The sequence below is a fragment of the Bradyrhizobium lablabi genome (assembly GCF_900141755.1).
Classification (GTDB): domain Bacteria; phylum Pseudomonadota; class Alphaproteobacteria; order Rhizobiales; family Xanthobacteraceae; genus Bradyrhizobium; species Bradyrhizobium lablabi_A.
In genome coordinates this window covers 4,993,159-5,013,493 of record NZ_LT670844.1, presented here as the reverse complement: position 1 = coordinate 5,013,493, position 20,335 = coordinate 4,993,159, and the positions used below count along the sequence as shown (strand labels likewise).

Below are 20,335 nucleotides of genomic sequence, written 5' to 3'. Positions count from 1 at the left end.
GCTATGCCTGTTGATAAGAAGGCAACGGCAACCTGAGGGCCGCCTCCTGATGCTCGCCAAGTGAGTTGGTGTTGATCCCGGCAGCGGGTGTGCGAAGGCGTGCCGCTGGATCGAACAATACGGAGGTTGGTAGGGTCAATGAACCCGTTGGAGGAACGAAGCAGGCGCGTGGGGCCGCTCGTGAAAAATCCGGGCGGTGCCCTCGCGGGTGCGATTTCCCGCGCTGCCGTATTTTTTGGCTTCTGGCTGGTGCTAACTGACGCCGACTCTGCCGATCTCGCGGCCGGGTCGGTAGCTGCTGTCGCGGCAACCTGGGCCAGTCTGCGCCTGATGCCGGCGAAGCAATGGAAACTGCGTCCCATCAAGCTTGCCGAACTCGTACTGCACTTTCTGCGTCAATCAATTGGTGCCGGGATAGACGTCGCCTGGCGGGCGCTTGATCCTCGGCTGCCGTTGCGGCCCGGCTTCGTGATCTATCAAACGCACCTGCCGCCGGGCACAAGGAGAAATACCTTCTGCGCAATAGTGAGTTTGCTGCCGGGCACGCTTCCGTGCGGATCCGCGGAAGGCGACGGGCTGTCCATCCATTGTCTCGATATAACGCAGCCGGTGGTCGAGCAGTTGGCCGCGGAGGAAACCCTATGCACGCAGACACTCGGAGGGGTACAGCGCAATGACTAGCTTCCTGTTCGGAGCCGCGGGTTTCGTGCTGACGATGGTCGCGCTCGGTTTGTTTGTCATTCTTCAGCGCCCGGCCGAGGTCGACCACATGATGGTGGCGCAGCTATTGGGCACGGGTGGCGTCGCTATACTTCTTTTGCTGGCCGCGGCGACCGAAACGTCGCCGATCGTGGATGTTGCATTGATGTTGGCGCTGTTTGCCGCATTCGCGGCAGTCGCGTTCGTCAGAAACGCGTCCGATTCCGAGAGCGAGATCCCAAAGGCAACGAGCGGCGGATGAACCTTGTGTTTAACATCTTCACCGTTTCCGCGGTCTCGGCGGGTGCGTTCTTCTTTCTGGCGGGTACGGTTGGTTTGCTCCGCTTCCCGGACTCGCTAACGCGTCTGCACGCGCTGACCAAGGTGGACAATCTTGGCCTTGGCCTTGTCGTTCTTGGGCTGTTGCCACATGCCAATGGACTACTCGGCGGGCTCAAGCTGGTCAGCATTTGGCTGCTCGTCCAATTGTCCGGCGCGATTGTTGCCCAGCTCATGGCAGGCGCCGTTCGACAACACGGACCACGGGGATGATCCTTTTGTCTTTTTTCGATATCGGTCTTGTCGTCCTGATCCTCGGAATCGGTGCTGCGACGATTGCCGTGCGCGAGGCCTTTGCGGCCGCTATCGCGTTCGTCGTTTATGGGCTTCTGATGGCCATCGCCTGGGTCAGGCTCGCTGCCGTAGATGTAGCGCTGACCGAAGCGGCGATCGGCGGTGGAATGACCGGCTTGTTGATGCTCGGTGCGGCCGCACGCCAGCGCTTTTCCAAGGGTAACGGCATCCCGACCAGCCTGCCAACTCGTCTTGCGGCGGGAGTATTGTGCGCCCTGATCGCGGCAGGCCTCGCAACCGCGATACTACTGCCGCCCGAAGTTACTCCCACCCTCGCCCCGACAGTGATGGAGAACCTGGCGCAGACTGGCCTCGGCAATCCCGTCGCCGGCGTTCTGTTCGTTTACCGCGCGCTCGACACGTTGCTCGAAAAAGTGGTCTTGCTGCTCGCCTTGCTCGGCGTCTGGTCGTTGGCGCCGGACAGCGTGTGGGGCGGAATACCGGGGCTGCGTGTCTATGCGCAACGAAACACTACGCTGACTTTTCTTGCTCAACTTCTACCACCGGTGGGAATAGTGGTGGCAATCTATATGTGCTGGGTCGGTGCGAACGAGCCGGGGGGCGCCTTTCAAGGCGGCACGGTCTTAGCCGCGATGTGGCTCCTTGTCATGATCGCTGGCCTGGAGAGTGTACCTTCGATCAGTCAGCCTTGGCTACGCCTGCTACTCGTCGTCGGGCCGGTGATCTTCCTTGCTATCGGGCTCGCCGGCCTGGTGTGGGCGAACGCCTTTCTTGCTTACCCGTCAGGTTACGCCAAGCCGATGATTGTCGCGGTGGAGGCCGCTTTGACACTTTCGATCGGTGTAGCACTGGGCCTGCTGGCCGCGGGCCCGCCAGAACGGGCGCGGCACCAATGAACGCTGCAACGTTGTTCGGGCTATGCGGTGCGGCGCTGGCGGGCCTTGGATTGTACGGGCTCATCACAAATCCCGAGCCGCTGCGCAAGATACTGGCATTCAACCTGCTGGGGAGCGGCGTGTTTCTGCTGTTCGGCGTCATAGCCAGGAGGGCCGCCGCGGCTGGTCTCGGGGGTGATCCGGTTCCTCAGGCGATGGTCATTACCGCGATTGTGGTTGCCTTCGCGGCTACCGCCATGGCTATCGCACTGATGCTGCGGCTTTTGCAAGAAACCGGCCGAGCCACGCTCAGCTCCGATAGTTCCGGAGGCACAAGTACGGACAGAGGCAATTCCTGATGCCGGACGCAACCCTCTTGCCCGACGTGACGACGAAAGATGGAGCTCTCCTTGTTCTGGCGATCGTATTGCCGGTCGCGGGCGTTCTGTTGTCGTTGGCCTTCGGCGGGCGGTACGTTGAAAGGATAGTCTTCGTTCTTCTGCCGTGCGGTCTCGCCATCGCATTTGTCATCTTCGCCGACGTATGGCGAAGCGGCCACCGGCTGATATACATCGTCGGGGATTGGACGCCCCCGCTCGGCATTGCGTTGCGGGCCGACGGACTTTCGGCGGCGATGATGGTAACGATGGCGATCGTGATCTGCGCCGTCGGCGTGTTTGCCCATGCGGACTTCGGTACTGCTGCGGGGTCGGTCGAAATCCGCGCACCGTTCGCGTTCTGGATACTGCTGATGGCGATCTGGGGCGCAATGAATATGGTGTTTCTGGGCGGAGATCTGTTCACCTTATACGTCGCGCTCGAGCTCCTCACCTTTGCCGCGGTACCGCTGGTCTCTCTCGATGGCCGCGCGGAGACACTGCAGGCCGCCCTGCGGTATCTGCTCTTCGCTCTGCTCGGCTCGATTCTCTATCTGGTTGGAACGGCACTGCTGTACGGCAGTTATGCGACGCTCGACATTGTTCTGTTGTCTCATCGAGTTCATATGGAGCCCGCGACACTCGTTGCTGCCGCGCTGATGACTGTCGGACTCTTCGCCAAGACCGCGCTCTTTCCACTGCATCTTTGGCTTCCGCCGGCCCACGCCGGTGCGCCGGCGGCCGCCAGCGCGGTTCTGTCGGGAGTGGTGGTGAAGGGATCGTTCTTCCTCGTCGTACGGCTCTGGTTCGACGTCATGCCGGGGATGCTCGGTCCAGCCGGCGCGCAAATCTTCGGTGCGCTTGGGGCGGCGGCAATTGTATTCGGCAGCGTCGTCGCACTGCGACAGGAGCGACTCAAGCTCCTGATCGCCTATTCGACGGTCGCGCAGATCGGTTACCTGTTCCTGATGTTTCCGCTCGCCTTCGACACGGCGCAGACACAGCTCCAGAGTAGCGGCGCTTTGACCGGCGGCATGCTTCAGGCGATCTCGCACGCGACGGCGAAGGCGGCCATGTTCATGGCCGCTGGACTCATCTACGCGGCGCTTGGGCATGATCGGATCGCCGAGCTTGGAGGGATCGCACGCGCGCTTCCGATGACGATCTTCGCGTTCGCGCTCGGCGGAGTGTCCCTGATCGGGTTGCCACCAAGTGGCGGCTTTCTGGCGAAATGGCTGTTGCTCGAGGCGGCCGTCGCAACCGGTCAATGGTGGTGGGCGATGGTGATGCTCGCGGGAGGCCTCTTCACGAGCGGCTATATGTTCATCGTGCTCGCGCGCGCGCTCGTACCAGCGCGGGAGCCGCTTAAGTTGCGCATAGTCGTGCCGCGGTATCAAGAGGCGGCTGCGCTGGCGCTGGCGCTGACGTCGCTGTTACTAGGTTTCGTCGCGCTCGGCCCCGTCGATGTTTTTCAGGTTGGCCGCCCGGAGGCATTGACGGGTATGCCGCGATGATCGAGACAAGGACATTACTGGCTAGCGTCATCGTCGTCCCACTCGGCATGCTGCTGGCATGCCTCTGGCCGCGCGCGCTGAACCGGATGCCTTCGTGCCTCACGTTCGCCCCGATCCCGGCGCTTGCCGCCGTGTTACTTGCTACTCACGATACCGCGCTGATCTTAGGTTCAACACGCCTGCACCTGACTTTCGCCCTCGACCTTCCCGGAGCCGTGCTGCTTGGCGTTGCGGCGCTGTTGTGGATCACATCGGGTGCTTACGCCTTGCAGTATATGCAGGGCCGGCCAAACCGCGGGCGATTCGTGGTGTGCTGGTTGATGACGCTGACCGGCTGCCTCGGCGTATTTCTGGCCGCCGACATGGTGAGTTTCTATTTTCTTCTTGCGCTGCTCACCCTCGGAGCCTGCGGACTCGTCATCCACCACGAAACGCCCCGTGCATGGCGCGCCGGCGCGGTTTATATCGGGCTCGCGCTGCTGGCGGAAGCATTCCTGCTGATGGCGTTCGTGCTGCTGGCCGCGCAAATCCCGGGGGATAGCCTGTTGATGCGTGATGCCGCGGCGGCGTTGCCGACCTCGCCTCAACGCGATCTGATCCTCGCCCTGTTGATAGCCGGCCTGGGCATGAAGGCGGGCCTCGTGCCATTCCACTTCTGGATGCCACTGGCATATGCAGCGGCGCCGACGCCTGCTTCCGCTGTGCTGAGCGGTGCGGTTGTCAAGGCAAGCATCCTTGGAATGATCCGCTTTCTACCCCTTGAAACCGCACTGCCCGATTGGGGTACGGCACTCGCAGCCGCAGGACTCTTCGCCGCGATCTACGGCGTTGTGATTGGAATCACGCAACACAACCCCAAGGTCGTGTTGGCGTATTCGAGCGTGAGCCAGATGGGATTCATCGTCGCGGTCATTGGCATGGGAATGCTCGCTGGAGATGACCGCGCCGCACTGGCAGCGGCTTTCTATGCCGCGCACCACGTCCTGGTCAAAGGTGCGCTGTTCCTGTCCGTGGGCGTCATCGCCGCGACCGGCAGCCGACGCCTATGGCCGATGCTTCTGCCCGTGGCAATCATTGCGGTGGGCCTCGGCGGGCTCCCATTTACTGGCGGCGCTTTGGCGAAACTCGTAGCCGACGGACTGCTGGGAGATAGTATCGCGAGCAAGATTGCAACGCTGTCCGCTGTCGGCACGACGCTGCTGATGCTGCAGTTCTTGCGCAGCCTTGCGAAAACGGCGTCACAAGACCCGGAGGCGACAGCGGCCGTCGGACTTGTCTGGCCCTGGCTGGCGACCGCTGCGGTTTCGCTCGTGGTGCCGTGGGCGCTATATCTGACGGTCCCGAGCGGAACGCTGCCCGACCCGCTTGCTCCTGCGGTCCTATGGAAGGCGCTTTGGCCCGTTTTGCTGGGCGCCGTACTTGCGATTGCGCTGTGGCGTTGGGCGCGTTGGTTGCCACGCGTTCCAGAGGGAGACGTTGCGGTGGCAATAGATGTTGGCATACGGGTGGCTGTTGTGTGGGGTAAGACGCTCGAGCGGATGGACAGTGCTCTTCGTCAGTGGCCGGCGGCCGCCATGTCGTTGCTGATACTGATCATCGCGTTAGGTACGGCGGTATTCGCGCGGTAAGACGATCCGCAGAATCGCGTCTCCGCTCCGCGTAAACGATCAGGGTATCCATCCGGGCATCTCAGGGTTTTTTCGGATCAACTTTCGCGTGCCAGACGTTAGCATCACCCGGCAGGCCGTGCGTTCCTTGTCGTCGGCTGCTGACGGCGGCGATCGAAAGTACGCTGCGATGCGTGCGCGATTCCGGGAAAATGGAGAACGATAATGTTATTTCAGGGTGGTTTCACGTTCACCAATTTCGTGGCCGACGCATTCGCCGTGTTCATGTTTGTGCTATGGTTCTGGTTGTTCATCATCGTCGCGAGCGATCTTTTTCGTCGCCATGACGTGTCTGGAGTAGGCAAGGTAGGTTGGGTGATCCTGCTCATCATCCTGCCCTATGTCGGCATTTTCGCATACCTCCTCACGCAGGGGCGGGGCATGGCCGAGCGCAATCAAGCCCAAGTCAAGCAGGCCCAAGATAATTTGCGCCAGTTCGTGGGCTTCAGCGCCGCCGACGAGATCGAAAAACTTGACCGATTAAAATCGGCCGGATCGATTTCGGAGAAAGAATACGCGGGCCTAAGAGCGCGTTTGGTGCATTAGGACCGACGTATGCGCTCGCATCGTTTTAGAAAGAGCCAAACGTCGAGCCCAGGACAATGACCGCCACGAGGGCGACGAGTGCGCTGACAATCCCAACCATGACGATATCGAGATAACTCTCGCGATGCGTCGAGCCACAGACGGCGAGCAATGTCACGACCGCACCATTGTGCGGCAAGCTGTCAAGGGTACCGGAGCCAATTGCGGCTACCCGGTGCATCAACGCGGGATCGATGCCTTGCTCCGCGGCTATGCGCATATAGGTGTCGCCGAGCGCATCGAGCGCGATCGTCATGCCACCCGAAGCCGAACCGGTCAGGGCGGCCAGTACGTTAGTCGCCATCGCGAGCGAGACCAACGGCCCGCCTCCAATTGAAAGCACCCATTGACGCACCATCGCAAACGCGGGCAGCATCGCGACGACGGCGCCGAAGCCCACGAGGCTGGCGACGCTGAACGCCGGCAAGACGGAGGCGTTGGCGCCGGCATCCATGCTCTCGCGCAACGTCGGTAACCTCTGACGATTGACAAGGATAAGCGTAAGGATCGCGGTCGCGAGTGCCACCACCACCGACCATACACCCGCAACGGCAGACAATGACGTAGCGCCCCAGCGCGGCTCCGCCAGAAAGGAAAAGTCCAGACGCGGCAGAATGACGAGCGACATCAGGAGATTGACACTCACGACAACAACCAGCGGCAGCACGGCAAAACCGATCGGCACCAGGGTGTTGCCGTGTCGGCCGTGGCTGATCTCGGCGGGATCGAATTCGCGTGCGGTCGTCGCTCGCTCTCGAATGATCGGATCATCGGCAGCTATGCGGGGCGCAATATCGGTGCTGCCATAGCCTTCGCCTTTTCGCCGAGCGGCGGCTTCGGAACGGGCGAGCCACCACAATCCAAATCCCAGCATGATTGCTGAAGCGATAATGCCGAGGCCAGGTGCAGCAAAGGGTGTGGTGCCGAAAAATGGCATCGGAATCGCGTTCTGAATGGCGGGCGTGCCGGGGAAAGCGGTCATCGTGAACGTCGAGGTGCCGAGCGCGATCGCCGCCGGCATCAGCCGCCGCGGAATATCGGCGGCCTGAAAAAGCGCCTGCGCCATCGGCGCCAAAACGAAGAAGGCAACAAACAGGCTGACGCCCCCATACGTCACCAGCGCACCCGCAAGCACCACCGCCAGTATCGCGCGGCGCGCACCCAGTCGCTCGGTCATGAAGCCTGCGATGGCTTCGACCGAACCGCTGTCGTCCATGAGCTTGCCGAACAGCGCGCCGAGCAGGAACAGCGGGAAGAATTGCGCGAGGAACTGCGCCGCGCTGCCCATGAAGGTTTGCGTCCAATGGGCGAGCAACGGCTCCCGAGAAATGGCAGCAGCGATAAGTGCGGCCGCAGGAGCCAACAGGAGCACGCTCCATCCGCGATAAGCCAGCCAGACAAGCAGCCCCAACGCAAGGAGAATGCCTAGAAGGCCCATGACATCAGACCTGTTCCAGGAGAACGTCCAGATTGATCGTGGAGTGCTTGCCAATACTCGCATGATGCGCCGTCAGAAAGGATTCCGCGCTACGACGGCCCTCGTCCCGCAACATGCTTAGAAAGTCCCATTCCGCATTGAACTTGGAAGACGCTCCGAGCTTGTCGATGGTTTCACTCGAGATCAGATGAATACGCATTCCCGCCCATAGAGCGCCCTCGCCTGTGCCGACATCAGCGACATGGCGCAACAAGGCAATCATACGCAATTCCTTCAACAGGGTGGCATTGAAGGAAACCTCGTTCAAACGGTCGAGGATCTCGCGCGCCGAACGCGGTGTGCCCTGGCGCTCGACGGGGTTGACCGCAACGAGCAACGTATCGTGCGATGCGCACTCGCGTATCAATGGGGTAATGGTCGGATTGCCGGAGTAGCCGCCATCCCAATAGGCCTCGCCGTCGATCTCGATGGCCTGAAACAGCGTCGGCAGGCAGGCGGACGCAAGCAGCACGTCCGGCGTGAGCTCACCGTTTCGGAATACGCGGCCCCGGCCGGTGCGAACGTTAGTCGCGGTCACGAACAAACGGATTGGAGATTTTGCCGCCCGCTCAAAGTCGACGCATTCGGCAAGGATATCACGTAACGGATTAGCGCCTCGCGGGTTCAAATCATAAGGCGAGAACAAACGCGCTGCCAGGTCGAAAGCAACGAAGAACGGCGAGTTGTCCAACGTCCATCTGCCCAAGAGAATATCCAAAGGGCTACGCCGGATCGGGCTGAACCGGGCGGAATGCGAGACGCGCCGCCAGAAATCTTCAAGCGCAGCCTTCGCGCCCTTGGATCCATCCTTTTCATAGCCGTCGACCAACACCACCGCATTCATCGCGCCCGCAGAGGTGCCCGAGATGCCGTCGATCCGTAGCCAGGGTTCCTCGAGAAGCCGATCGAGCACGCCCCACGTAAAGGCGCCGTGCGAGCCGCCGCCTTGCAGGGCGAGATCGACCAAAACGGTCTCGCGGTCAAATCTCGCCGAGGCATCCGAAGGGACGGTTTCCATCACACCCTCATGGACTGTTGCGAGTGTTAAACCTAGCGGGATAAAACCCCACTTGCCATCGGGTTTTACCCTAAGCCTCGCGGACTAATCATGGGTGCAGATCGCGTGGGTGGACGATTGGGCCTTCTTCCCTTTTTTCATACGGCCCAACATCTGAAGATGTTGTTGCCCTTCTCATCCAACACGAACACCAAATTTGACCGGCAGAACTCGCCAGCCTTGCTCAACTCGGCAGCAAGGACCTTGGCCTGACGTATCGCCAGTTCAGGACTCGAAAGTCTGTTTCCGTCCTCATCGGGAAAAGCTTTCGGACCATCAAAGATATGGAAAAAGTATCGCATCGCCTTCCAATAGTTCGAAAGGTGCGGGTGTCCAGTGACAAATGCTTAAGAATTGAACGTATGTGTACTCCTTGCGAATTCCCGCTTTTCCAAGGTCGATGCCACGAGACTCATCATCAAGGTTCACGTCGATCGGCTCAAAATCGACGCAGAAATGTATCGCCGGACGGGGCCTGAAGTGGATGGTTTCCATGGCTGAGGTGATTCCCTTTCGAACGCTAAGGTAATCACCTGATACCGCAGGTTCCTGCGAACGAGCATTGTGAGGGCACGAAGCACAAAGAAAGCCGCGTTTTACTCTGAAAGGCGAAGCCCGCCAGTTGATCCCTGGCGGCGGGTTTCGTTTGGACGATTTGATGCACAAGTTCAGCTGGCGAACCATGCTGATTTTCGTCTTGAGCTTATTGCTGGCGGTGATCCTGCTTGGGCTGGGGACCGCCTATATAAGCAAGCTCAAGCAACAACGTCGCCAGCTTTCCGACAACAGCCCGTTCAATTGCCCGAGCCTCGAGCCGCGACGCCGCTCACCTCCCATTGGCTCCAAATTGAGGAGGACGATATGACCACCTATGACAGCCGTCCGGGTTTGCACGCCGATAACTTGTCCCCGCCACCCCTTTGGGTCTGCGTTCTACTCGGAATTGTAATGATCCTGGCCGGATTCCTGGTGTTGGGTGACGTCGTGCTTGTTACCGTTATCAGCACGATATTCATCGGCACGATGGCGATCGCGGCGGGCGCCTTCGAAATCATCCACGCGTTCTGGACCAAGGGATGGGGAGGATTTGTGTGGCAGGTGCTGCTCGGCGTTCTGTACATCGCGTTAGGCGTTGTCGTCGTAAGCCAGCCTGTCGCGAGCGCTTTAATCCTCACTTATATCCTCGGACTGCTGCTCCTGATATCCGGCTTCGTTCGAATCTTGCTCGGTTTCAGCCACTGGCGATCTGCCGGCTGGATCATGCTGCTGTCGGGAGCGTTCGGAGTTCTGGCCGGCCTCGTCATTCTGTCGGGATTCCCGATGACAGGTCTCTGGGTGCTCGGATTTCTCCTCGGCGTCGACCTGATATCTCACGGTTTGGCGTGGTTGACATACGCATGGCAACCCGCCGCGAGACCAACGTAACATAACCTGGGCGGGTAAAGGAGAGCGCTCGAAGGTCAAGTTACTCCACAACCCGGCAGTTTTGGACAGGGATTGTAACACGGGGAGAAGGTTATGCCGACTCGCAAAAACTTTCTCGCTGTAACGCTGTGCGCGAGCTCTTTAGTTGCCTCGATGACTTTGCCGTTCATGTATGCAAACGCCGTCGGTTCAAACGGCAGTATCAGGTCCACCTTCGGACCCGAAGGCCAATCCATGCCGAGGGCTCGTAAATCTGTTCAGGAATGGTGCCCAGGGGCGGGATCGAACCACCGACACTGCGATTTTCAGTCGCATGCTCTACCAACTGAGCTACCTGGGCACTTCGCGGGCCCAAGGCCGGGGAAGCGGGCGGTTTATAGAGAGGTCGGGCGGCTGTGTCCACCTCGCTTCGCCTTCGGCTACGCGAGGCGCGGCCTTACTTCGCGCTACCGCTAAATTGCTGAAAAATCGTGCCTATTCGCCGTCGTCGTCCTCGTCCTCACGGCTCGGGATGGAGTACGACCCCGACAGCCAGCGGTTCAGATCGACATCGCGGCAGCGCTCGGAACAAAATGGCTTCGAAACCTCGTTGGCCGGCTTGCCGCAGATCGGGCACTTCTTGGCCGATCGCCTGGCCGCTCCTTTGGCGGCCCCCTTGGCCGCCGCCTTGCCCGGGCCGGCGCCCTTTGGTGGCTTAGCTGGCATTCAACCAGCCGAAGCGGATCGGAAAACCCTCGCCGCCGAGCAGCGTCACCGACTCATAGAGCGGCAGGCCGACGACATTGGAATAGGAGCCGACCATCTTGACCACGAAGGATCCGGCGATGCCCTGCACGGCGTAGCCGCCGGCCTTGCCGCGCCATTCGCCGGAACCGATATAGGCCTGGATGTCGTCCTCGCTCAAGCGCTTGAAGCGCACGCGGGTTTCAACCAGGCGCTGGCGGAACGCCTCCTTCGGCGTCACCAGGCAGATCGCGGTGTAGACTCTGTGGTTGCGCCCCGACAACATCCGCAGGCATTGCGAGGCCTCGTCGACCAGATTGGCCTTGGGCAGGATGCGGCGGCCGACCGCGACCACAGTGTCGGCGGCGAGGATGAAGGCGCCGCGCAACTCGTCATCGAGGTGCACGGATTTGAGTGCGGCGTCGGCCTTGGCGCGGGCGAGCCTATTGGCGCAGGCGCGCGGCAACTCGCCCCGCCGCGGGGTCTCATCGACATCGGCCGGGCGCAGTGCATCGGGCTCGATGCCGGCCTGGTTGAGCAGGGAAAGGCGCCGCGGCGAACCGGAAGCAAGTACGAATTTGGGACGGCCTAGCATGCGGATTTTTTGCTGGCTTGAGGGAATCGGGCGGGAATGCGCGCGGAACCTATCGGAAGGCATTCCCAGAGACAACCGGTCTTAGTCGTGTCCGCGTGTACGCGGTGCTTTCGTAAAGATGACATGAAACTACATGGATGCTCGGTACACCCCCTCTCCCGCTTGCGGGGGAGGGTTGGGGTGGGGGCTCTCTCCGCAATGGGATTCGCGGAGAGAGCCCCCACCCGCCTCGCTTTGCTCAGCACCCTCCCCCGCAAGCGGGAGAGGGAAGATCCGTGCCCGCCTTCGCGGAGACGACATAAAAGATTCATCAACCGCCTATCATCCGCTTGCCGCACTGGCCTTGGCAAAACGCTTGCGGATGCGCATCGACAGGGTGTCGCAGACCTCGCGGTACGCTTGAAGCTTCTGCTCGCGATTGCCGTCGGTGCCGGTCGGATCATGGGTCGGCCAGTATTCGACATCGGCCGCCAGCGTCCGCGTCAGTTCCAGCGCCTTGTGATGCGCCTCCGGCGACAGGGTGATGATGAGGTCGAAATTGAGCCCCTCCCAATCCTCCAGCTCCTCGAAGGTGGTCGGCTTATGGCTGGAAATATCCTGGCCCAATTCGGCCATCACCGCGACCGCGAACGGATCGAGCTCGCCCTTCCGGACGCCTGCGGATTTCACATAAAGCGCGTGCGGGAACATCTGCTGCAAAAGGCTTGCCGCCATCGGTGAGCGCACGCTGTTCAGGCCGCATGCAAACAGCACGGCCTGGGGGTTGCGCGCGCGCGAAGGCGCCTCCATGCGCTCACGCGTCCTTTGTTTTGCGCATGATCTGGTCCGAAAACCGGTTCCCACTTTGCGCTAACGCGGCCCTTCGGGTCGGGATCATGCGCGCTAGCCCTTCCAATGCAAGACAGTGATCAGCGTGAACAGCCGGCGGGACGTTTCAAAATCGACCCGCACCTTGCCTTTCAGCCGCTCCTGCAGCGTGCGCGAGCCTTCGTCGTGGATGCCGCGGCGGCCCATGTCGATGGCCTCGATCTTGTCCGGGGTAGCGGTGCGGATCGCCTGGTAATAGCTGTCGCAGATCATGAAATAGTCCTTCACGATCCGCCGGAACGGCGTCAGCGACAACAGATGCGCCACCACCGGCGTGCCGTCCTCGCGGCGGATATCGAACATCAGCCGGTTGCCGGTGATGCCGAGGTGCAGCGTGAACGGCCCGTTGCCGGCGCCCTCCGGCGCGAACAGATTCTGTTCGACCAAATCGTAGATCGCGATCGCACGCTCGTGCTCGATGTCGGGGCCGGAGCGCCCGATCGATTCCTCGTCGAGCGTCACCGCGACAATGCGGTTCTGCGCATCCTCGTCTGGCGGCGGCCTGTTCATGGCAGGTTGAGGCGCAGCCCGATCGAGCGCGCATGTGCATCCAGGCCTTCGGCCTGGCCCAGCGTCATCGCCGCTTCTCCCAGCGCGCGCAACTGGTCCGGCCCGCATTTCAGGATCGAGGTCCGCTTCATGAAATCGAGCACGCCGAGGCCGGAAGAAAACCGCGCCGAACGCGCGGTCGGCAGCACGTGGTTGGAGCCGCCGACATAATCGCCGATCGCTTCAGGCGTATGAGCGCCGAGGAAGATCGCGCCGGCATTGCGGATTTTTGCGGAAAGCGCTTCGGGCGCCGACGTCATGATCTCGAGATGCTCGGCGGCGATGGCGTTTGCCAGTTCCGCGGCCTCGTCGAGATGCTTTACAAGGATGATCGCGCCGAAATCGTTCCACGAGGCGCGGGCGATATCGGCGCGGGGCAAGGTTGCAAGTTGCGCCTCTACCGCGCGCTCGACATCGTCGGCCAGCGCGCGATTATCCGTGATCAGGATCGACTGCGCGTTGACGTCGTGCTCGGCCTGCGCCAGCAAATCCGCCGCGATCCAGCCGGCATTGCCGGTTTGATCGGCAATGACCAGCACCTCCGAGGGGCCGGCGATCATGTCGATGCCGACCTTGCCGAACACCAGCCGTTTTGCGGCGGCGACATAGGCGTTGCCCGGGCCGACGATCTTTGCCACCGGCGCAATGGTCGCGGTGCCGTAGGCCAGTGCCGCCACCGCCTGTGCGCCGCCGACACGATAGATTTCGGACACGCCGCCGAGATGGGCCGCGGCCAATACCAGCGGATTGAGCTTGCCGTCCGGCGACGGCACCACCATCACCACCCGCGTAACCCCCGCGACCTTGGCGGGCACGGCGTTCATCAGCACCGAGGATGGGTAGGCCGCGGTGCCGCCCGGCACGTAAAGCCCGACCGCCTCGATCGCGCTCCAGCGCCAGCCGAGCTCGACGCCGAGCGGATCGGTGAAGTGCTCGTCCTTTGGTAACTGCCTTTGATGAAACAGCTCGATGCGGTCGCGCGCGAATTTGAGCGCATCGATGGTCTTGGCGTCGCAGGCCTTCACCGCGGCGTCGATCTCACCGGCGGTGATGCGCAAGCCTCCGGGCGCAAGATCGAGCCGGTCGAATTTCTTCGTCGCCTCGATCAGCGCCGCATCGCCGCGCGCGGCGACGTCATCGACGATGGCGCGGGTCGCGCTCTCGATATCGGCCGATACCTCGCGCTTGGCCGCGAGCAAGGCCTGGAATCGCTTGATAAAATCGGGGCTGCTATGGTCGAGGCGAACGGGCATGATGGCTTTCCGGCGGGTCACTGCTCAATGGCGCGGCCACAAACCGCCGTCAACCCTAGAACCCCGTCATTCCGGGATGGTCCGCAGGACCAGACCCGGAATCTCGAGATTCCGGGTTCGCTGCGCGCCCCGGAATGACATGCCATTCAGGTGCCCTCACCCGGACTGGATATCCCGAGATCGTCCGCACCCAAATCGGTCAATTCGCATTCCAGGCACTCGACGTCGAGCCGCAATGCGCCGCCATCGCTGAACATCAGAAGCGCACAGCCGCTTGGCGATTCGCCGGGATAAAACTCGATTCCGACGAGTTCGAGTGCTGCATCCGGCGCCCCGCAATCGATGTTGCGCGACTTGCACGACAGCACCCGGTCGAAGCGCAGCGCGGCGATCAGGCGGCGCGGGGCGGTTTCGCCTGATAGCGTCTGCTCCCAGTCCAGCCGGCGCATGCCGACCACCAGGCGCTTTTCGGCCTCCCGCCAGATGATGTCGGAGGCGTGCACGCGGGCTTCCTGCACGTGCGCCGAAATGACGGCGAGATCATCGGAATCCAGCGCGATCAATTTGAGCTGGGGCGCCACCGATCACACCTTGGGTTTGCGCGTATTCTTATCGCAAAACCGGTACCACCCTCGGATCAAGTCCGAGGGCATGCTTTTGCGGAATACGCGAAGTTTGGATCATCGCAAGACCTATCCGCTGATGCGCTCGATGGTCGCGCCGCAGGCGGACAATTTGTCCTCGAGCCGCTCAAAGCCGCGGTCGAGGTGATAAACGCGGTTGACCATGGTCTCGCCCTCGGCGGCGAGCCCCGCGATCACCAGCGACACCGAGGCGCGCAAATCAGTCGCCATGACCGGTGCGCCGCGCAATTTCTTGATGCCCTCGATGGTGGCGGTTTCACCGTCGAGACTGATCCGCGCGCCGAACCGCGCCAGTTCCTGCACATGCATGAAACGGTTTTCGAAAATCGTCTCGGTGATGTGGGAAGAGCCGTCGGCGCAGGCCATCAGCGACATCAGCTGCGCCTGCAGGTCGGTCGGAAAGCCCGGAAACGGAGCGGTCGAAACCGTCACCGGCCTGATCCCAGCGCCGTTGCGCGCCACCCGAATGCCCTCATTGTTGACGGAGATGATCGCACCCGCCTGCGTCAGCACGTCGAGCGCCGATTGCAACAGCTCGGGCCGGGCGCCGGCGAGCTGCACGTCGCCGCCGGTCATCGCCACCGCCATCGCATAGGTGCCGGTTTCGATGCGATCCGGCAGCACGGTGTGGCGCGCGCCGCGAAGTTTTGTCACGCCCTCGACCACGATGCGGGTCGTGCCGGCGCCTGCGATGCGCGCGCCCATCTTGTTCAGGCAATCGGCGACATCGACGATCTCCGGCTCGCAGGCGGCATTGGTGATCACGGTGGTGCCTTTTGCCAAGGTCGCCGCCATCAGCGCGACATGGGTGCCGCTCACCGTCACCTTGGGGAAATCGATATTGGCGCCCTTGAGACCGCCGGGCGCTTTCGCGATCACATAGCCGCCGTCGATGGTCATCTCGGCGCCGAGTTTTTCCAGCGCCATGATCAGCAAATCCACCGGCCGGGTCCCGATGGCGCAGCCGCCGGGCAGCGAGACCTTGGCCTCATGCATCCGCGCCACGAGAGGGGCGATCACCCAGAAACTGGCGCGCATCCGCGAGACCAGCTCGTACGGCGCGGTGGTATCGATGATGTCAGCCGCCGAAATGTGCAGGGTCTGGCCCTGATATTCATGGTCGCCCGGGCGCTTTCCGGCCGACATGATGTCGACTCCATGATTGCCGAGAATGCGCTGCAACTGGGCGACGTCGGCAAGCCGCGGCACATTGTCGAGAATGAGCGTGTCCTCACTCAACAGCCCCGCGATCATCAGCGGCAGCGCGGCATTCTTCGCCCCCGAAATCGGAATGATGCCGTTGAGCTTGTTGCCGCCGACAATGCGAATGCGATCCATGCCGCTTCCCCCACTTTTCTGCTACGCCCCGAACTATAGGGCCAACGGGCCCGACATGGCAAAAGCGTGAAATTTGCGGCTATTTCATGGGGTTGGGGCCGGATTAGGCTGTTTCGCCCGTCATTTCACCGCCCCGGCGGTCAGGCCGGCGACATAGTGCTCGACGAAGAATGAATAGATGATCGCAACCGGGATCGAGCCGAGCAGCGCCGCCGCCATCAGTTGCCCCCAATAGAAGACGTCGCCCCGGATCAATTCGGCGATGGCGCCGACCGGCACGGTGCGGACCGAAGTGTCGGTCAGGAAGATCAGCGCATAGAGGAACTCGTTCTGCGCAAGCGTGAACGCGAAAATGCCGGCCGAGATGAATCCCGGCTTACACAGCGGCAGGAACACCAGGAACATCGTCTGCAGGCGGCTCGCGCCGTCGATGCGCGCGGCGTCTTCCAATTCACGCGGGACGCTCTTGAAGTAGCCCATCAGGAGCCAGGCGCAGAATGGGATCAGCAAGGTCGGATAGGTCAGGATGACCGAGGTGAGCGTATTACCGAGCCCCATCCGCTCGATGATCTCGGCCATCGGAATGAACAATAGCGGCTGCGGGACGAGATAGGTCGCCGACACCGCAAACGAGACCAGGGCGCTGCCGGGAAAATTCATGCGCGCCAGCGGATAGGCCAGCATGACGCCGAACACCAGCGAGATCGCGGTCGAGACCGTCGCCACCAGCATCGTGTTCCAGGTCCAGACCAAAAAATCCGTCTCGGCGAGCAGGTCGACATAGTGCTTGAGCGTGGGATGGCGCACGATCAGGGGCATGAGCTGGGGGTTGTACAGCTCCTGGTTCGGCTTGAGCGAGGTGATCGCCATCCAATAGAACGGAAACAGCGCGAAGATCAGAAAGAAGCCGAGCGGCAGCCACAGCCGCAGCGCGCGCACCCGCCAGCCGCCGTCCTCGACCATCACGCTCTCCTCAGGTACAGCGCCAGCGCAATGATCAGAAGCGCCAGCGGCGGCAGCATGGCGAGCGCGACCGAGGCGCCGAGACCGAACTGTCCGCCGCTCATGGCGATGTCGAAGGCGTAGGTCGCAAACAAATGCGTGGCGTTGGCAGGACCCCCGCGCGTCAGCACATAGACCAGCTGGAAGTCGGAAAACGTAAAGATCAGCGAAAACATGGTGACGATGAAGACGACCGGCTTGAGCAGCGGCAGAGTGACATAGCGGAAGCGATCGAACGCGCCGGCGCCGTCGATGGTCGCGGCCTCGTAGAGTTCGGGCGGGATCGTCTGCAGCCCGGCGAGCAGCGTGATGGCGTAGAAGGGTAGCCCCCGCCAGGTATTGACCACGATGAGCGACGTCATGGCGAGAGCCGGATTGCCGAGCCAGGAGGGGCCGCGCTCGGCGAGCCCGCCATGCACCAACAGCCAATTGATCACGCTGAAGGAGGGATCGAGGATCCACATCCAGGCGATAGTCGACAGCACGGTCGGCACGATGAACGGCAGCAGCAGCACCGCGCGCACCAGGTTCTTCATGCGGAATGCCTGGTTCATCACCAATGCAAGCCCAAGGCCACCCACCATTTTCAGCAACGTCGCCGCGGCGGTGTAGACGAAGGTGTTTTGGACCACCTGCCAGAAGGTCGGATCATGGAAATTGGTGACGAAGTTACCAAGCCCGATAAAGGTGCCGGGCTGGGCGACGGGGCGATTCTCAAGGCTGAGCACGATGCCGTAGATGAAGGGATAGCCGACCAGCGCGACCAGGAAGGCCATCGGCGGCAAGATCATCAATAGGCTGAAGACCTCCTCGCGCTCGGACCAGTCACGCAGTGCCGGCAGCAGGCGCCGGCGAGTTGCCCGAAGCGGTATCGGTTCGCTATGCGCCGACATGTGTCAGGCGGGCCGGTAGATCTGCTTCAGCTGCGCGTTGGCGTCGGCGATCACCTCCCTGGTGGACTTGCCGGCGCACGCCTTGGCGAACATGTCGACGACGACGTATTTGGCGACGCTCTCGGACGAGGCCCGGCTGACCGGCGCCGGCCAGCCCGGCAGATGCGAGGTGGCGAGCGAGTCGCGGTAGGGGATGTTGCGCGGCTCGACGTGCCACAACGGCGCGTCGTCGAAAGCGTGCAGGAACGGGGCGTAATAGCTGTCGGCCGAGGCATACCAGCCGCCGACCTGCGGAGGCTCCATCAACCAGCGCAGAAAATCCTTCGCGGCCTGCTGATCCGGGGTGTGGGTGAAGATCGAATGGCTCCACGGCGCCAGAATGTGGAAGCGCTGGCCGGTCGGCCCCTTCGGATTGAGCGACTGGTCGGTGGCTGCGGCAATCTCCGGAAAGTCACGCTTCGCCGCCCACAAAATGCTTTCGGCGTTGTTGGTGCAGGATATTTGTCCGCTCAAATACGCCTTGTTGTTGTTGGGATCGGTCCAGCCGAGCACGTCCTCGAGCATGGTCTTCTGGAAAAACGTGCGGCCAAAATCGACGGCGCGGGCCGTCTCGGCAGAATCAATGACCACCGTCTTGCCGTCGGGCTCGACCTCGCGCCCGCCATAGGACCACAGCAATGGATAGAGCCAGCCGTGGTTGTCGCCAAAGCCGTGGCCGAGCTCGAAGCCGAACGGGTGGCCATTGGCCTTCAGCTTGATGCCGGCCTCCAAAAGCCCGTCCCAGGTCTCGGGAAATTTGTCGTAACCCGCCTCCTTGAACCAGTCGGTGCGCCAGTTCATCAGCTGGCCGACATTGCCGAACGGGACCGCCTTCCACTTGCCATTGACGACGACGGCCTCTTTGGCCGCGTCATGCCAGCCGCCATTTTTCTTGCCGGCCTCCTCGGCAATATCGCCGACATCGACGTACTTCTCGTCGTAGAGGAACGGCCAGTTGAAGAAATTCAGCGTCATGTCCGGACCGGTTCCGGTCTCCGCCACGGTGGTGACGCGCGTCTGCAGGCCACCGACGCTGACCAATTCGTACTTGATCTTGACGCCGGTGAGCTTTTCGTAGGCCGGGAGAAGGGTCTTCTGGAAATATTCATCAAACGTCTTGATGAATGAATTTTCGTGCATGATCGACATGGTCTTCGGTGCACTCAGACCAGGGCGTACGCCCAGCGCTGCCCCTGCCACACCGATTGCCGTAGCTTTCAAGAACTGCCGGCGCGATTGCGCCGACAATGCACGCGCCTTCTTGGTCATCGCGACCTCCCTGTCGCGCCGCCCGGCCATCGGCAGGCGGCGCCGCCAAACCTTTATCGATCCGACATTTCGCCCAATGACGCGTTGGGGCTTTTTTCGATCTTAGGCCTGAGCTTTTCCCTTGCAACCGGATTCTCCCGGGAGCGCAGATGGTGCGGGCCATTGCAGCGCAACAATGCTCGTTTTGTTTGCACCAGGGAATGACGCCTAGAGGCGATGGATATCCTCGCTCTCCAGCACCGGCTTCGGAAAACCGTCCCGCGCCACCTTGATCATGGCGCGACCGACCTGCTCGGTCGTGGTCATGTATTTCGGCGCGATCCGATTGAGCAGCGTCAGTAGCGGTGCGGCGATCACATAGACCGCCTGATACCAGGCGGTCTTCGACCGGATGCCGTGCAGCGGCTGGATGCCGGCGGGGCGAAACATAAAGGCTGCCCTGAACGGCAATTTCAAAAGATCGTTTTCGGTCTTGCCTTTCACCCGGGCCCACATCAAGCGGCCTTGTTCGCTTGAGTCGGTGCCGCGGCCCGTGACATAGACGAACACCATTTGCGGATTGAGTTTTGCCAGCGTTCTCGCCGCGGCAAGAGTGATGTCATAGGTCAGATGCCGGTAGCGCTGCTCGTCCATGCCGGCCGAGGAGACGCCAAGGCAGAAGAAACAGGCGTCGTAACCCGTAAGCCGTGATTCAATCGCGGAATAATCCAGAAAATTATCGTGCGCGATTTCGTTCAGCTTGGCGTGCCGTTGTCCGGTCGGGCTGCGCCCGACCGCCAGCACGCTTTCGACATCAGCGTCGCGCAAGCATTCGCGCAAGACGCCCTGCCCGACCATGCCGGTCGCGCCAAACAGGATGACTTTCATAAGATTTCCAGCTCTCACGCTGCCTT

25 protein-coding genes and 1 tRNA gene are annotated in these 20,335 nt (G+C 61.7%); 10 read left to right on the top strand and 16 right to left on the bottom strand.

Going from position 1 to position 20,335, the window contains the following annotated elements; all coding sequences use genetic code 11:
- Positions 1–180: 180 nt before the first annotated feature.
- From B5526_RS23335 to B5526_RS23300, 8 genes are all read left to right on the top strand, one after another.
- Entirely contained in the window at positions 181–681 is a 501-nt protein-coding gene (locus B5526_RS23335) for a Na+/H+ antiporter subunit E (protein WP_244562037.1), read from the top strand.
- A complete protein-coding gene (locus B5526_RS23330) occupies positions 674–961 on the top strand; it encodes a monovalent cation/H+ antiporter complex subunit F (protein WP_079542050.1) in 288 nt (95 codons plus the stop codon). The genes B5526_RS23335 and B5526_RS23330 overlap by 8 nt, the downstream gene beginning before the upstream one ends.
- Positions 958–1,251: a monovalent cation/H(+) antiporter subunit G gene (locus B5526_RS23325; RefSeq protein ID WP_079542048.1), complete on the top strand. Its 294-nt coding sequence runs from the start codon at positions 958–960 to the stop codon at positions 1,249–1,251. Before B5526_RS23330 ends, B5526_RS23325 begins: the two co-directional genes overlap by 4 nt.
- On the top strand, positions 1,248–2,189 hold the full coding sequence (locus tag B5526_RS23320) for an MnhB domain-containing protein (protein ID WP_079542046.1): 942 nt from the start codon (positions 1,248–1,250) through the stop codon (positions 2,187–2,189). The genes B5526_RS23325 and B5526_RS23320 overlap by 4 nt, the downstream gene beginning before the upstream one ends.
- The gene (locus B5526_RS23315; RefSeq protein WP_079542044.1) at positions 2,186–2,527 is read left to right on the top strand and encodes an NADH-quinone oxidoreductase subunit K; all 342 of its coding nucleotides are present in this window, start codon (positions 2,186–2,188) and stop codon (positions 2,525–2,527) included. The genes B5526_RS23320 and B5526_RS23315 overlap by 4 nt, the downstream gene beginning before the upstream one ends.
- A complete protein-coding gene (locus B5526_RS23310) occupies positions 2,527–4,059 on the top strand; it encodes a complex I subunit 5 family protein (RefSeq protein ID WP_079542042.1) in 1,533 nt (510 codons plus the stop codon). Before B5526_RS23315 ends, B5526_RS23310 begins: the two co-directional genes overlap by 1 nt.
- On the top strand, positions 4,056–5,687 hold the full coding sequence (locus tag B5526_RS23305; RefSeq protein WP_079542040.1) for a complex I subunit 5 family protein: 1,632 nt from the start codon (positions 4,056–4,058) through the stop codon (positions 5,685–5,687). The genes B5526_RS23310 and B5526_RS23305 overlap by 4 nt, the downstream gene beginning before the upstream one ends.
- Before the next feature lie 204 nt (positions 5,688–5,891).
- Positions 5,892–6,272: an SHOCT domain-containing protein gene (locus tag B5526_RS23300; protein WP_154071405.1), complete on the top strand. Its 381-nt coding sequence runs from the start codon at positions 5,892–5,894 to the stop codon at positions 6,270–6,272.
- A 25-nt stretch (positions 6,273–6,297) separates the two neighbouring features.
- Here the strand turns inward: B5526_RS23300 and B5526_RS23295 are convergent, their stop codons facing one another.
- The 4 genes from B5526_RS23295 to B5526_RS37830 form a co-directional block, all read right to left on the bottom strand.
- A complete protein-coding gene (locus tag B5526_RS23295; protein WP_079542036.1) occupies positions 6,298–7,749 on the bottom strand; it encodes a GntP family permease in 1,452 nt (483 codons plus the stop codon).
- 4 nt (positions 7,750–7,753) lie between these two features.
- Positions 7,754–8,806 carry a patatin-like phospholipase family protein gene (locus B5526_RS23290; RefSeq protein WP_079542034.1) on the bottom strand — a complete coding sequence of 351 codons (1,053 nt, stop codon included), beginning with the start codon at positions 8,804–8,806 and terminating at the stop codon, positions 7,754–7,756.
- A gap of 137 nt (positions 8,807–8,943) precedes the next feature.
- Positions 8,944–9,147 (bottom strand): DUF6894 family protein, encoded by a 204-nt coding sequence (locus B5526_RS39785; protein ID WP_079542032.1) that lies wholly within the window; start codon positions 9,145–9,147, stop codon positions 8,944–8,946.
- The gene (locus B5526_RS37830) at positions 9,122–9,340 is read right to left on the bottom strand and encodes a hypothetical protein (RefSeq protein WP_154071404.1); all 219 of its coding nucleotides are present in this window, start codon (positions 9,338–9,340) and stop codon (positions 9,122–9,124) included. Before B5526_RS37830 ends, B5526_RS39785 begins: the two co-directional genes overlap by 26 nt.
- A 163-nt stretch (positions 9,341–9,503) precedes the next feature.
- On the opposite strand from B5526_RS37830, the gene B5526_RS23280 reads away from it, so the two are divergent.
- Entirely contained in the window at positions 9,504–9,710 is a 207-nt protein-coding gene (locus tag B5526_RS23280) for a hypothetical protein (protein WP_079542030.1), read from the top strand.
- Positions 9,707–10,270, top strand: a complete 564-nt coding sequence (locus tag B5526_RS23275) for an HdeD family acid-resistance protein (RefSeq protein WP_079542027.1) — start codon at positions 9,707–9,709, stop codon at positions 10,268–10,270. Before B5526_RS23280 ends, B5526_RS23275 begins: the two co-directional genes overlap by 4 nt.
- A gap of 264 nt (positions 10,271–10,534) precedes the next feature.
- Here the strand turns inward: B5526_RS23275 and B5526_RS23270 are convergent.
- The 12 genes from B5526_RS23270 to B5526_RS23215 form a co-directional block, all read right to left on the bottom strand.
- Positions 10,535–10,610: transfer RNA gene (locus B5526_RS23270), tRNA-Phe, on the bottom strand.
- Between the two features lie 134 nt (positions 10,611–10,744).
- The gene (gene yacG / locus B5526_RS23265; RefSeq protein ID WP_079542025.1) at positions 10,745–10,975 is read right to left on the bottom strand and encodes a DNA gyrase inhibitor YacG; all 231 of its coding nucleotides are present in this window, start codon (positions 10,973–10,975) and stop codon (positions 10,745–10,747) included.
- Entirely contained in the window at positions 10,965–11,588 is a 624-nt protein-coding gene (locus B5526_RS23260) for a Maf-like protein (protein ID WP_079542023.1), read from the bottom strand. The genes yacG and B5526_RS23260 overlap by 11 nt, the downstream gene beginning before the upstream one ends.
- 321 nt (positions 11,589–11,909) lie before the next feature.
- Positions 11,910–12,377 (bottom strand): low molecular weight phosphatase family protein, encoded by a 468-nt coding sequence (locus tag B5526_RS23255; RefSeq protein ID WP_079542020.1) that lies wholly within the window; start codon positions 12,375–12,377, stop codon positions 11,910–11,912.
- Between the two features lie 93 nt (positions 12,378–12,470).
- Positions 12,471–12,965: a UPF0262 family protein gene (locus B5526_RS23250; protein WP_079542018.1), complete on the bottom strand. Its 495-nt coding sequence runs from the start codon at positions 12,963–12,965 to the stop codon at positions 12,471–12,473.
- Positions 12,962–14,257, bottom strand: coding sequence for a histidinol dehydrogenase (hisD, locus tag B5526_RS23245; RefSeq protein ID WP_079542016.1), 1,296 nt, complete (start codon positions 14,255–14,257; stop codon positions 12,962–12,964). Before hisD ends, B5526_RS23250 begins: the two co-directional genes overlap by 4 nt.
- A 146-nt stretch (positions 14,258–14,403) precedes the next feature.
- A complete protein-coding gene (locus B5526_RS23240; protein WP_079542014.1) occupies positions 14,404–14,838 on the bottom strand; it encodes a DUF2948 family protein in 435 nt (144 codons plus the stop codon).
- A gap of 111 nt (positions 14,839–14,949) precedes the next feature.
- Entirely contained in the window at positions 14,950–16,239 is a 1,290-nt protein-coding gene (gene murA, locus B5526_RS23235; RefSeq protein WP_079542012.1) for a UDP-N-acetylglucosamine 1-carboxyvinyltransferase, read from the bottom strand.
- Positions 16,240–16,359: 120 nt separating this feature from the next.
- Entirely contained in the window at positions 16,360–17,202 is an 843-nt protein-coding gene (locus tag B5526_RS23230; protein ID WP_079542007.1) for a carbohydrate ABC transporter permease, read from the bottom strand.
- On the bottom strand, positions 17,202–18,032 hold the full coding sequence (locus B5526_RS23225) for a carbohydrate ABC transporter permease (protein WP_172842091.1): 831 nt from the start codon (positions 18,030–18,032) through the stop codon (positions 17,202–17,204). The genes B5526_RS23230 and B5526_RS23225 overlap by 1 nt, the downstream gene beginning before the upstream one ends.
- Positions 18,033–18,137: 105 nt before the next feature.
- On the bottom strand, positions 18,138–19,442 hold the full coding sequence (locus B5526_RS23220; RefSeq protein WP_172842090.1) for an ABC transporter substrate-binding protein: 1,305 nt from the start codon (positions 19,440–19,442) through the stop codon (positions 18,138–18,140).
- Between the two features lie 207 nt (positions 19,443–19,649).
- Positions 19,650–20,309: an epimerase gene (locus B5526_RS23215; RefSeq protein WP_079542001.1), complete on the bottom strand. Its 660-nt coding sequence runs from the start codon at positions 20,307–20,309 to the stop codon at positions 19,650–19,652.
- Positions 20,310–20,335: the final 26 nt, after the last annotated feature.